The sequence below is a fragment of the Nonomuraea sp. NPDC050451 genome (genome assembly GCF_044458585.1).
This window is the reverse complement of record NZ_JBITHZ010000019.1, coordinates 132,040-143,888: the sequence shown is the minus strand read 5'-3', so window position 1 is coordinate 143,888 and position 11,849 is coordinate 132,040. Positions and strand designations below refer to the sequence as shown.

At 67.8% G+C, this 11,849-nt stretch carries 14 protein-coding genes, 1 tRNA gene and 1 other RNA gene; 9 read left to right on the top strand and 7 right to left on the bottom strand.

What is annotated here, in order from left to right:
* The first annotated feature begins 143 nt into the window (after positions 1 to 143).
* From ACIBI9_RS41525 to ACIBI9_RS41515, 3 genes are all read left to right on the top strand, one after another.
* Complete coding sequence (locus ACIBI9_RS41525; RefSeq protein ID WP_397230903.1) at positions 144 to 293, top strand: hypothetical protein; 150 nt, start codon at positions 144 to 146, stop codon at positions 291 to 293.
* A gap of 92 nt (positions 294 to 385) precedes the next feature.
* Positions 386 to 679, top strand: a complete 294-nt coding sequence (locus ACIBI9_RS41520; RefSeq protein WP_397231015.1) for a CGNR zinc finger domain-containing protein — start codon at positions 386 to 388, stop codon at positions 677 to 679.
* Between the two features lie 733 nt (positions 680 to 1,412).
* Complete coding sequence (locus ACIBI9_RS41515; protein WP_397230901.1) at positions 1,413 to 2,357, top strand: polysaccharide lyase family 1 protein; 945 nt, start codon at positions 1,413 to 1,415, stop codon at positions 2,355 to 2,357.
* Between the two features lie 224 nt (positions 2,358 to 2,581).
* On the opposite strand, the gene ACIBI9_RS41510 is transcribed toward ACIBI9_RS41515, so the two are convergent.
* Genes ACIBI9_RS41510 through ACIBI9_RS41500 form a run of 3 tightly spaced genes read right to left on the bottom strand, consistent with a single transcriptional unit; the run spans position 2,582 to position 4,775 of the window.
* Positions 2,582 to 2,878 carry a type II toxin-antitoxin system VapB family antitoxin gene (locus tag ACIBI9_RS41510; RefSeq protein WP_185069514.1) on the bottom strand — a complete coding sequence of 99 codons (297 nt, stop codon included), beginning with the start codon at positions 2,876 to 2,878 and terminating at the stop codon, positions 2,582 to 2,584.
* A gap of 48 nt (positions 2,879 to 2,926) precedes the next feature.
* Positions 2,927 to 3,772 carry a neutral zinc metallopeptidase gene (locus tag ACIBI9_RS41505; protein WP_397230899.1) on the bottom strand — a complete coding sequence of 282 codons (846 nt, stop codon included), beginning with the start codon at positions 3,770 to 3,772 and terminating at the stop codon, positions 2,927 to 2,929.
* Positions 3,773 to 3,827: 55 nt separating this feature from the next.
* A complete protein-coding gene (locus tag ACIBI9_RS41500) occupies positions 3,828 to 4,775 on the bottom strand; it encodes a neutral zinc metallopeptidase (protein WP_397230897.1) in 948 nt (315 codons plus the stop codon).
* A gap of 98 nt (positions 4,776 to 4,873) precedes the next feature.
* Between ACIBI9_RS41500 and ACIBI9_RS41495 the strand changes: the two genes are divergently transcribed.
* On the top strand, positions 4,874 to 5,503 hold the full coding sequence (locus ACIBI9_RS41495; RefSeq protein ID WP_397230895.1) for a LysE family translocator: 630 nt from the start codon (positions 4,874 to 4,876) through the stop codon (positions 5,501 to 5,503).
* 168 nt (positions 5,504 to 5,671) lie between these two features.
* On the opposite strand, the gene ACIBI9_RS41490 is transcribed toward ACIBI9_RS41495, so the two are convergent.
* On the bottom strand, positions 5,672 to 6,454 hold the full coding sequence (locus ACIBI9_RS41490) for a class I SAM-dependent methyltransferase (RefSeq protein ID WP_397230893.1): 783 nt from the start codon (positions 6,452 to 6,454) through the stop codon (positions 5,672 to 5,674).
* Positions 6,455 to 6,538: 84 nt separating this feature from the next.
* Positions 6,539 to 7,105: a hypothetical protein gene (locus ACIBI9_RS41485; RefSeq protein ID WP_397230891.1), complete on the bottom strand. Its 567-nt coding sequence runs from the start codon at positions 7,103 to 7,105 to the stop codon at positions 6,539 to 6,541.
* A 324-nt stretch (positions 7,106 to 7,429) separates the two neighbouring features.
* Here ACIBI9_RS41485 and ACIBI9_RS41480 point away from each other — a divergent pair, with 324 nt between their 5' ends.
* From ACIBI9_RS41480 to chrA, 4 genes are all read left to right on the top strand, one after another.
* Complete coding sequence (locus ACIBI9_RS41480) at positions 7,430 to 7,732, top strand: hypothetical protein (protein ID WP_397230889.1); 303 nt, start codon at positions 7,430 to 7,432, stop codon at positions 7,730 to 7,732.
* Between the two features lie 186 nt (positions 7,733 to 7,918).
* The gene (locus ACIBI9_RS41475) at positions 7,919 to 8,404 is read left to right on the top strand and encodes a Chromate resistance protein ChrB (protein ID WP_397230887.1); all 486 of its coding nucleotides are present in this window, start codon (positions 7,919 to 7,921) and stop codon (positions 8,402 to 8,404) included.
* Positions 8,401 to 8,832, top strand: a complete 432-nt coding sequence (locus ACIBI9_RS41470; protein WP_397230885.1) for a chromate resistance protein ChrB domain-containing protein — start codon at positions 8,401 to 8,403, stop codon at positions 8,830 to 8,832. The genes ACIBI9_RS41475 and ACIBI9_RS41470 overlap by 4 nt, the downstream gene beginning before the upstream one ends.
* A gap of 16 nt (positions 8,833 to 8,848) precedes the next feature.
* On the top strand, positions 8,849 to 10,237 hold the full coding sequence (gene chrA / locus ACIBI9_RS41465) for a chromate efflux transporter (RefSeq protein ID WP_397230883.1): 1,389 nt from the start codon (positions 8,849 to 8,851) through the stop codon (positions 10,235 to 10,237).
* 111 nt (positions 10,238 to 10,348) lie between these two features.
* On the opposite strand, the gene ACIBI9_RS41460 is transcribed toward chrA, so the two are convergent.
* Positions 10,349 to 11,146 (bottom strand): methyltransferase domain-containing protein, encoded by a 798-nt coding sequence (locus ACIBI9_RS41460; RefSeq protein ID WP_397230881.1) that lies wholly within the window; start codon positions 11,144 to 11,146, stop codon positions 10,349 to 10,351.
* A 405-nt stretch (positions 11,147 to 11,551) separates the two neighbouring features.
* Positions 11,552 to 11,636: transfer RNA gene (locus tag ACIBI9_RS41455), tRNA-Ser, on the bottom strand.
* Between the two features lie 86 nt (positions 11,637 to 11,722).
* Between ACIBI9_RS41455 and ffs the strand changes: the two genes are divergently transcribed.
* Positions 11,723 to 11,818: signal recognition particle sRNA small type (ffs, locus tag ACIBI9_RS41450), an RNA gene on the top strand.
* The last annotated feature ends 31 nt before the right edge of the window (positions 11,819 to 11,849 follow it).

Genomic DNA, 11,849 nt, shown 5'->3' with positions numbered 1-11,849 from the left:
TAACAGCAGGTGAGAGGCATATCCGTTCGATCCTGCGGCATTACAACCGAGCCCTTACTCGCTCGGGATGTTCTCGGCTGGGTCTGTGGAGCTCACCGGCGAGCGCCGATGAACTCGCCGACCGCTGCCGCACGGCCGGTCTTGTGCTGGAACGCCCCGTCGAACCGTCGGATCTCGACCAGACCCTCGCCGTCATCGACGCCTGGACGAAGGTCGTCGACGCCACGGGCGAGCGCGAGAAGGCCGAGCTGGTCAACGAGATGCTGGCCCGGTGGCCGCCTACCCCCGGCTGACCGACCACGCTCATGGTTGGCACCTGCACTATCGCGACGACCTGCAGCCGCTCGGCGCGGTGCTGTTCGCGCTGATCTCCGTGGGCACGGCGATGCACCTCGTCAGCCGGGGCATGGACCGGCTCGGACGGTGTGCTGCCTCCGGTTGCGAGACGATCTTTGCGGACACCTCACGCACCGCACGGCAGCGTTACTGCTCCCAGCCGGGCGCCAACCGGGATGCGGTACGCCGCCACCGCGCCCGTCAGTCCACGCCCCCTCCTGACTGGCCGGCAGACGACGGTAGCCGGCGTCGTCGGCCAGCAGCTCGTCGTGGGATCCGGTGGCGATCGTGCGGCCGTCTTGGGACCAGCTCTCTATGGCGCCCCATGCCCGCCGGCGCTTAAGCCTTTGTCAGCAGGCTCTCAGAAGGCGTGGAGTGTTGACCGTAGTCGTCAGGTGCGATGGTTTCTGAGGCGGTCGCATATCAAGATCATCTTGCTCCCCATTTGGGGGGACCATCCGTCCGCCGCCGTCTATCCGGGTCCGGCTACGTCTGACTACGTCCGCCCTGGCCAGCTACGATGTGAATCATCACAGGCCCTGAAGGTGGGCGGATCGGGTTCAAATCCCACCACCACCGCCACAAGAAGGGCCTCCGACCTGTACGAACAGGTCGGAGGCCCTTCGTCTGCCAAGATCATGGGGGCATTTGGGGGGGCGTCAGCCCTCAGCCATGATCACGCAGGCGGTTTCCCGGTGGCGGCGGTCTCTTCCCTTCCGACCCGGAAGGAACACCCCCAAGCGCTGCGGTGGCATCGGCATCGACCAGCGGCCCGAGCTCGAGCCCGCCCCAACGGGCGTGGCCGGTGCGAGCAATTGCCGGGCCCCGAAAAGCACGAGAACCCCAGCATGACCCCCAACTGAAGATCGGCCCGCTGGGAGTGTGCCCGCCAGGCTGTCGCAACGTATGGCCTGCCGCGGGAAAGCTCAGAATGCCCGACGAACGACCTTTCATCTTGTTTCATGGCGGCGGAGCAGGTCAGAGGCGGTGGCCTAACTCGCTTCCTTGACGTGTTGCCAACCCTTTCGTACGGTTCACGCACCCGAATGGAAAGCGTTTTCCCGACGGAGGTCGTCATGCAACGTCTCAGCGCCGCCACCGCCGTACTGGCTCTGGTGGTCAGCGTCCTGGTGAGCTCGGAACCGGCCCTCGCCGCTGAGTCCAGCCCTGTCGGATTCGCCGGCATGAACGGCGGTACGACCGGTGGCGCCGGTGGCTCGACTGTCACGGTCTCCACGGCCTCGGCGCTGGCCAGCGCGCTCAGTTCCAGCAGTACCCAGACGATCCGCATCTCCGGCATGATCTCCACCTCCGGGATGTACCGGGTGGCCTCCAACAAGAGCATCCTCGGCGTCGGATCCGGCTCCGGTCTCAACGGTGGCGGGCTGACCATGAGCGGCGTCAGCAACATCATCATCCGCAACCTGACCATCCAGAATTCCAGCGACGACGCCATCAACGTTCAGGACGGCTCGCACCACATCTGGATCGACCACAACAACTTCACCCACGCCTCGGACGGCCTCGTGGACATCCGGCTGGCCTCCGACTTCGTCACCGTCTCCTGGAACCGTTTCTACGGCCACGACAAGACCGCGCTCCTGGGATCGTCCGACAGCAACACCGGCGACATCGGCCGCCTGCGCGTGACCTACGTGCACAACTGGTTCGACGGCACCAACCAGCGCCACCCCCGCGTCCGCTTCGGCAATCCGGTGCACGTGCTCAACAACTACTACTCCAACATCGGCAGCTACGGCGTTGCCTCCACCACCAACGCCGGCGTCTACGTCGAGCGCAACTACTTCGAGAACGTCAGCCGCCCCACGTCCCTCCAAGAGGGCTCCTCGCCGCAGGGCAACATCAAGCTGCTCAACAACTACCTGGTCAACTCGGGCACGCCCCTGTCGCGGAACGCGAGCAGCGTGGCCGCGATCCCGTACTCCTACACTCCGGAGTGCAACTGCTCGGTGAAGTCGACGGTCACCGCCGGCGCCGGCGTGGGCAAGATCGGCCTCTGAGATCCAGTCCTGGCGGGGCCTTCCGAACGGCGCGCACGCCCGCCGGCCGGCACGGGAGACCTACGACACCCGCCACTGACTCCGACCTACGGGTCGGAGGCCCCTCGTCATGAGGCGGGGGCTTTCCAACATCATTTGTGAAGAAAACCGGGGCCCAGCCGCCGGCTGTGCGCGCCCATACGGAAAAAGGGAGCCGCGAATCCCGCGGCTCCCTTTTCCCTTTCTCAGTTGGGCAGCTCAAGGACCCTGGCGTGCAGGATCGATCTTTGGTGCAGGGCCGCGCGCAACGCGCGGTGCAGGCCGTCCTCCAGATAGAGCTCGCCCTGCCACTGCACCACGTGCGGGAAAAGGTCTCCGTAGAAGGTGGAGTCGGCGGCGAGCAGCGAGTGCAGGTCCAGTACGGCCTTCGTGGTGATCAACGAGTCGAGCCGGACCTGCCGTGGAGGGATCTGCGCCCACTCCCGATTCGAGAGACCGTGGTCGGGATAAGGGCGTCCGTCGCCGACAAGCTTGAAGATCACCCCCCCGATTTTAGGAGAGAATCCGATTCCTTGCGTTGTCCGGGAGCGTCAGCGCAGGTCGCCCGGTTCGCAGGCGCTCGCTGCGCCCTTTTCGTAGCCGCGCTGGAAGGCGTTGACGCGTTGCTCGGAGCTGCCGTGCGTGAACGATTCAGGATCGATTCTGCCTTGGGTGCGTTGCTGGATTCTGTCGTCGCCGACCGCCGCGGCGGCGTCCAGGGCTTCGGAGATGTCCGCCCGGGTGAACGGCTTCTCGTAGAAGCCGGTCTTGACCGCGTTGTGCGCCCAGACGCCCGCGTAGCAGTCCGCCTGGAGTTCGGTGGAGACGGAGGAGCCGCCCGAGTCGAGCGCGCCGAGCAGGTTCTGGACGTGGTGGCCGTACTCGTGGGCGATCACGTACGCCTGCGCGAACGGGCCGCCCTTGGCGCCGAACTGGTTGTGGAGCTGGTCGAAGAAGCTCAGGTCGAGGTAGACGCGCTGGTCGCCGGGGCAGTAGAAGGGGCCGACCGCCGAGCTGGCCGTGCCGCAGCCCGTACGTAAGCGACCGGAGTAGAGGATGGTCTTGGCCGGTCGATACCCCGAAATTTCCTGCTTCCAGTAGTCCTGGATGCTGTTGACCACGCCCACCACCCGGCACTGCTCCGACTGGTCGGCGTCCTTGCCCGTCCGGCACTGCTGGGACAGGTTGGACGGAGAGCGCTGCTGGGCGGGCTCGTCGCCGCCGCCCACGTTGTTCAGCACGAAGACCAGCACGAGCACGATCAGGCTGACGATGCCGCCACCGCCGATGACCATGCCGCCGGGGAAGCCGCCACCGCCACCGCCGCCGCCCGAATAACCGCCACCGGCATCCTCCACCTGCGAGGAGTCGAGCTCGACGTCGTCTCTGAAATCCATACTGACGTCCCTTCTGGGGGTGCCGCCCGCATGACAGCTTCCCCACAGGGCCGTATCAAATACCTGCGGAGAAGGTGTCGCACCGTTTGGGGTCCCCGCTGTCGTACCCGACGGTGAACCATCGCTCCCGCTGCTGCGACGTGCCGTGGGTGAAGCCGTCGGGGGTCACGCGGCCCTGCGTGCGCCGCTGGATGCTGTCGTCCCCGACCGCCGCGGCCGCGCTGAGCGCCTGGTCGATGTCCGTCTGGGAGAACGGCTCCCGGAAGAAGCCGGTCTTGACCGCGTTGTGCGCCCAGACGCCCGCGTAGCAGTCGGCCTGCAGCTCCAGCCGTACCGACGGACTGCCTGCGCCCGGCCTGCTGTCGGGGCCGACCCTGTTCATGGTGCCGAGCAGGTTCTGGACGTGGTGGCCGTACTCGTGGGCGACCACGTACGCCTGCGCGAACGGACCGCCCTCGGCGCCGAAGTCGCGCTGGAGCGTGTTGAAGAACGACAGGTCGAGGTAGACCTTGCGATCGACGGGACAGTAGAAGGGGCCCACGGCGGCGTCTGCCGCGCCGCAGCCGGTGTTGGCCGCATGGGAGAACAGCACGGTCCTGGCGGGCCTGTACGTGCGCCCGCGCTCCTGGAACGCCTGCCGCCAATACGACTGGATGCTGTTGACCGTGCCGACGATGCGGCAGTCCTCGGACTGGTCGGCATCGGCGCCGGTCCGGCACCGCGCCGCCAGGTTGCCGGTCGGGACGGGCGTGGCCGGGGCGCTCGGCTGGCGCCCGCCTCCCTGCGGACCGCCTCCCTGGCCGCTGAACGGCGAGGGAATGATTCCGAACAGGAACAGCCCGACCGCCGCCAGGACGAACAGCAGGCAGCCGCCGCAGCCGCCGCGCCCGCCGATGGGCAGCATGCACCCGCCCGGCATCCCGCCCCAGCCCGGCTGCGGACCCGAGGCCCGTACGTCCTCGACCTGCGACGGATCGAGTTGCGCGTCGTCGTCGAACTGCATGCCTCCCTACTCCCCAGCAACGGATCGAATACGCAGCGCGACAATCTGGGATGAATGCAACTAGATATGTCCGCTAATCTGCCGATATGACGGGCGGCTTGATCGGAATCGCGCTGGTGTCGCTGGGCATGGTTCTCACGCCCGGGCCGAACATGATCTATCTGGTCTCCCGATCGATCACCCAGGGCCGCCGGGCCGGCCTGATCTCCCTCACCGGCGTCTTCCTCGGCTTCACCCTCTACCTGACCGCGACGTGCCTGGGGCTGACGGCTGTCTTCGCGTACGTACCGGCCGCCTACACGGCACTCAAGCTCGCCGGCGCCGCGTACCTGCTCTGGCTGGCCTGGAACGCCGTCAAGCCGGGCGGCGCCTCGGCCTTCCAGCCGCGCACGCTCACGCCCGAACCCCCGCGCAAGCTGTTCGGCATGGGCCTGGTGACCTGCCTGCTCAACCCCAAGATCGCCATCCTGTACCTGTCGCTGCTCCCGCAGTTCATCGACCCCTCGATGGGCCACGTACTGCTGCAGAGCCTGGCGCTCGGCTCGGTCCAGATCGTCGTCGCCACCACGGTCAACGGCCTGATCGCCATCTCGGCCGGCGCCCTGGCCGCCTTCCTGGGCAGCCGCCCCCTCTGGCTCCGCGTCCAGCGCTACGTCACCGGCACGATCCTCGGCGCCTTCGCCGTCCACATGGCCACCGACCGTTCAAAGGCCCTGGTGGCCGCCTAGCGGCGGTGCGTTCCTGACGGCCGGGCTGACGGCGGTCCGACGAACGTGCACGCGGTACCACCGGACGCGAATGCGAACAAAGGCAGGAGCGCGGCCCAGCTGGGGATCTGCCAGGTCCTGTACGGCGTCACATTCGGCAACGTGCTTGGCACGGGCGCCGCGCCAAGGTCAGCGCCCGGGCCTTCTGGCGACCAGCACCTCGGTCACCAGGTTCTGTTCCCACCGGCCGGCCGGGTTGTCGGCAAGCAGCGCCTGCCGCAGCGTCCCGACGAAGGCGGGCAGTTGCTCGCCGAGCCTGGCGGGCGAGCTGTAGGAGTAGGAGAGCTGGAGCCCGATCAGCCCATCCACATCCCAGACCAGCCGCCGGCCGAACACCCGGCATTCCACGCTGCTGAAGGGCGAGGCGGCCAGCAGGTCGTGGTGGTGCTCGCCGGTGGCGTGGAAGGAGTTGGCCGCGGAGTGGATGTCGAGGCCGAATTCCCCGCATACGCGCCTCTCGACCACCTGCCACGGTTGCGCGTCCGGCTCCCACGGCTCTCCCCGCTGCCTTGCCGGACCGACGAGAGCCACCGCCCCGCCGGGCGGCAGCAACTCGTCCAGCTCCGCCAGCACGGACCTGCGATCCATCCAGTGAAACGACCGGCCCATCACCACCTGCTCGAACGGCGGCAACCCCCGCAGAACGGTCGAGTCGCCCCGCAACCAGGCGATGTTGGCGACGCCGTCAGCCAGCCGCCTGCCCTCGGCAAGCATTTCCCGCGCCGGATCCACAGCGAGCACCGCCGTCACCAGTCGCGCCAGCGGAATCGCGATCGTCCCGGGCCCGCAGCCGAGATCCAGCACCCGGCTGCCCGCACCGAGCGTTTCCGCCAGGTACCCGATCGCCGCCTGACCGTACCCGGGACGGTACCTGGCGTAGTACGGCGCAGCCCCGCCGAACAGACCCTCCACGGACGGAACCATAGATTTGCTCGTTGGGCACAGCCACCTCTGGACGCTGCGTTCGAGCAAGCAAGAGGAGATCAGGCAGCAGCGTCAGCAGTTGAGGGAGGCCGTGGTCTGGGGCCGGCCTGAGGCGGGGTCCAGGGCTACGGGGAACGTTCGCCCGTCGACCACCCGGATCTCCACCGAACTGGGCCCTGTCCACCTGACCGAGTCGAAGGCGTCATCGGGGTCGTCGTCATTGAAGCAGCCGAGATGCCACTCCCTGCTGCGAAGCCCGTCGTCCTTGCGGATGCTGAGCCGCATCGTCGTGTCTGGCCCGAGTCCCGCTGTCGACTGCTGCAGCCGGATCCTGTACGGGCCCGGTCCGTCGACGAAGCCGGCCTCTTCTGTAGCGGTGAGTGAAGCGGCGACCGCCCCCACGAACAGCGCGACACTCGCACCCAGCCCGGCAAGGATGACGATCGCGGCACGTAGCCACCTCCACCGCAGCCCGAGGGCGGCCAACGCCATCAGCACGCAGGCCAGCACACCGAGCGCGAACGGATGGTTCAGGTGTTCGCTCAGGAGCACCAGGTCGGAGTCCTGGACGTACACCAGAGCTGCGAGGCACCCCGTGAGGAGCGAGGCGGCCAGCAGCACGAGTGAGCGGGTTGGCATCGCGGATCCCCTCGGTGAGGTGCCACCGAGATCATGACAGCACCGCGGTGCCGTCAACCGCGCCGTGCACGGAATCTCGACGAAACCTGCTCCGGCGTGACACCCACGGCGGCCCGGTCGGTGTCGCCTTCGGGGTGAGCGGCGTGCTGCTCCCGCTTCCGTGCAAAGGGCCGCAAATCAGAGAGTCATCGCTGCTCATCCACATCCGCCCCGAAGGAAGGACGTCGGCGGACGCTGGTTATAAGACCTTTGCCTACAGTGAGTATGAGATCAACTACTCTTCGCGCATGCTGGGTGGGTCGTCTCCTATGGAAGGGATCCGTCATGCGTTCCATCCCCGCCCTGCTGGCCGTGGCCGCCACGACCCTCGCGCTCACCGCCACCCCGGCCTCCGCCGCCGAGGGAGCCGTGATAATCCTCACCGCCGGTGAGACCGCGTGGGGGATCGGGGACCCACGGCCCGGCGAATGCCACGACCTCGGCCCGGAGTTCCACGCCGTGGTCAACGAGACCGATGGCCCGATCGTGGTCTTCGGTGACCGCGCCTGCGAGGGGGAGGGCATGCTCGTGCACGCCTACGACCGAACCCAATTCGGCCTGCACTACTCCTTCCAGGCGCTGACCTGACCACAGCTTTCATGGCCGCGCCCGTCCCGTGCCTTGTCCGGGGCGGTGCGCGGCCGGCTTGACATAAAGCCCCAGGACGAGAGCAAGGCCCGGAACGGCACCGCCCACTCGACATTGCCTATGTTGAGAAACCATGGTTACAGTAACCATGGTTTCAGAACAGGAGGCGGTCGTGGGACAAGTGCCATGGTGGTGAGCACGGCCGGGCAGTGGGTCCTGCTGGCGTACCGCATTCCGCGCCAGCCCTCGACGCCGCGCATCACGATCTGGCGCAAGCTTGACCGGCTCGGCGTGGCCCGGCTGGGTGACGGGCTGGTCGCGCTGCCCGCCGACGCCCGTACTCGCGAGCAGTTGGAGTGGATCGCCGAGGAGATCGGTGAGGTCGGCGGCAGCTCCAACCTCTGGCTGGCCACCGCCGCCAGCCTGGCGCAAGAGAGAGCCATCGCGGCGGAGATGCAGCAGGCGCGGGCAGCGGAGTACCGGGCGGTAACGGAGCAGGCCGAGGCCGCCGCCACGGCGCGTCCTGGTGAGCGCAGCCGGGCGGTCAAGCGGTTGCAGGCCGAACTGCGCAGGATCGGCCGCCGCGACTACTTCCCGCCCCCCGAACGCGAGGCGGCACAGCAGGCGGTGCGCGATCTGGCCGAGGCGATCGTGCCGGGAGGGGCCGGATGAAGTGGGCCACCCGAGCCGGCGTACACATCGACCGGGCCGCGTGCGCGTGGCTGATCCGTCGCCATATCGACGCCGATGCGGAGTTCCTGTTCGTCAACGACCCCAGCGAGGTCCCGGCCGACGCCACGGCCTTCGACATGCGGGGCGTGCAGCTGTCGCACCACGGCGGCGACTGCAGCTTCGAGACCGTCCTGCGGCATTACGACCTGGCCGACCCAGTGCTGTGGAAGATCGCCGAACTTGTGCATGAGGCCGACATCGACGACGAGCGCTTCGACGCGCCCGAAGCGCCGGGGCTGGATGTGATTCTGCGCGGCTTGTCCATGACCTGCGACGACGAGCGGGTGCTGGAGCTGACCGGCCCGCTGTTCGACGGCCTGTACGAGTACTACCGACGAGCCATGCTGCTCGGCCGCCCACCCGCCTGAGCCCCCGGGAGCACCGATGACTCGCGCCGAGCACAACCCCAGGCCCGTCGACCAGGACACGACGTCCGGCGACGTGATCCCCTTCCGCCAGGCCGTACGAGCCTGGTTCGGCATCAGCCTCCAGACCTTCGGCGGCCCGGCCGGGCAGATCGCCGTCATGCAACGCACCCTGGTGGAGGAGAAACGCTGGATCGGCCAGCAGCGCTTCAACCACGCGCTCAACTACTGCATGCTGCTGCCCGGCCCCGAGGCTCAGCAACTGGCCATCTATGTCGGATGGCTGTTGAACGGCACCCGCGGTGGGCTCGTGGCCGGCACCCTGTTCGTACTGCCCGGCATGCTCGCGTTGCTGGTCCTGTCGGCGGTCTACGTCCTGTGGCAGGACACCACGGCGGTGACCGCCCTGTTCGTCGGGATCGCACCCGCGGTGCTGGCCATCGTCGCCCAAGCCGTCATCCGGGTCGCCAAGCGTTCGCTCACCCATCCCGTCTTCGTGGTGGTCGCGATGGCCGCATTCTCCGCGCTCGCCTTGTTCGGCGTGCCGTTCCCGGTCGTCGTCGCCGTCGCCGCGCTCGCCGGGTGGGCCGTGCACAAACTGGCCCCTCACGTGCTCAAAGCCGGCAACGGGCACGGCGGGGACGGCGGACCGGCACCGTTGATCCCGGACGATGCCCTGCACCACGCCCGGGCGAGCCGGCGTTCAGCCGGGAAGATCCTCGCCGTCGGGCTGGTCGTCTGGTGGCTGCCGGTGGGGGCGGTGGCCCTTTTCCTGGGTACCGACAGTGTCTTCACCACCCAGGGTCTGTTCTTCTCCGGCACCGCCCTGGTCACCTTCGGTGGCGCGTACGCCGTGCTCGCCTTCGTGGCCCAGCGCGCCGTGGAGACCTACGCCTGGCTCAGCCCAGGGGAGATGGTCCGCGGCCTGGCCCTGGCCGAGTCCACCCCGGGCCCGCTCATCATGGTGGTCCAGTTCGTCGCCTTCCTCGGCGCTTATCGCGATCCCGGCGTACTCACTCCATGGGCCGGCGCCCTGCTCGGCGCGCTGCTGACCACCTGGGTCACCTTCGTGCCCTGCTTCCTGTTCATCTTCCTCGGCGCGCCTTACGTCGAGAAGCTGCGCCACAACACCGCCATCACCGCCGCCCTGACCGGCATCACCGCCGCCGTCGTCGGTGTCATCGCCAATCTCGCGCTCTACTTCGCCCAGCACACCTTGTTCGAGCGCACCTTCACGTGGGCCTGGGGACCGTTCACCGTCCGACTCCCCGAACCGAGCACGCTCAGCCCGATCGCCCTGACCATCACCGGGGCCGCGCTCGTCATGACCTTCGTCCTGAAATGGCCGATGCTCCGCATCCTCGGCATATGCGCCCTGCTTGGCATGGCAACCGCCCTGCTGCCGTGAACCATGCCGCCTCCCGAGCGCCCGCTCAAGGCCACTGAGGAACGGCCGTCAGTCCGACCAGGTTTCCTCGGAGCAGACGACCCGTTCGGCGGGTCGAGTCGGCTCGGCTGGCTAGCCGTCCGAGCCCGCAGTCGACGGCGGTACCTCGGCGACGAAGCACAGGAAGCTGAGTTTGTTCGAAAAGTCCTGGAAGTCGTCGGGGAAGAGCTCACGGGCGGCCGGGTCGACCTGCGGCTCGCTGATGACGGCAAGGCGGAAGCCGGCGGTGGTGAAGGCGTCGGTCATCGCGTGCAACGGCCTGCGCCAGAAGGTCATCGGGAAGGATTGTCCGTCGAACGTCCAGTTGTCGGTATAGCTGGTGGTCGCGAAATAGTTGTGCCGAGGCTCCTGGGCCACATGCTCCACGAACGGGTGGTTCACCGACGCGATCAGCCGGCCGCCGGGCCTGAGTACTCGCCGCATCTCGGCCAGCGTCGGCCCCCAGTCCTCCAGGTAGTGCAGCACCAGCGACGCGACCACGTCGTCGAACGCACCGTCGGCGAACGGCAGCGGATCACGCACGTCGACCACGTGCAGGTCCGCGTCCTCACCGATCCGCCGCCTGGCTATCGCCAGCATGCCGGCGCTGGCGTCGATGCCGGTGACGACGGCACCGCGGTCGCGGAGTGTGGCGGACAGGGGGCCTGAGCCGCAGCCGGCGTCCAGGATCCGGCGGCCGGCCACGTCTCCGGCGAGGGTTGTGATCGCGGGCCGCGCCCAGTGCGCGTTCAGGATGTTGTTCTCGGTCTCCGCCGAGTACGCCTCGGCGAAGCCGTCGTAGTCGTTCACCTGGGCCGGATCTACAGGCTGGGTTGCGGTCGAAATCCAGGCAGGATGCCCGTTTTCGGGCCCGTCGGTTATGCGGTCCATCGTCGCAGCCTAGCGATCTTGGTCTCACGTTTCCGGACGTTGGTGTCAAGCTTCACGGTGCCCGAGGGGCGAAGGCTCCGGCGCTCACGGATACCGGAATCGAGCTCTACGACCGAGGAGATCCGCCTCCTGCTCCAGGCCGCTGACGAACTGCCGCGGAACAGCGCGCGGTGGGGATCTGCTCAGGAAGCACCAGGCAGAGCTGCGTTCCCGAGCGCACTGTCATGGCCATCATCGGAGGTGGGCCGGCTCGGGCGTGGCGGCGTGGTATCAGCACGTCACGGACTGGATCCGGCGGACCGTGGCCAAGCAAGAGGTCCTGGAAGGGTCAACTGAGACCTGACATAGCAAAGGGGCCGACTTGGATGGGGTCGGCCCCTTTGCGTTTACTGCCTCAACCAGGCGCGGAGGATAGGGGATTTGAACCCCTGATAGGTTGCCCTATACACGCTTTCCAAGCGTGCGCCCTCGGCCACTAGGCGAATCCTCCGCCGACGAGCTTACCGGACTTCTGGGCGTGTGCAGACCACCTTTTCCGGTGTGGAGCAAGCACTGCGTCATCCGGCTAGACTGTGCAGGGACCCCTCGCGCGGCGTCATCCTGTGAACCTCCCCAGGGCCGGAAGGCAGCAAGGATAAGCGGGCTCTGGCGGGTGTGCGAGGGGTCTCTTCGTTGAGAACCCCCTCGCAGGCGGGATGGTCGC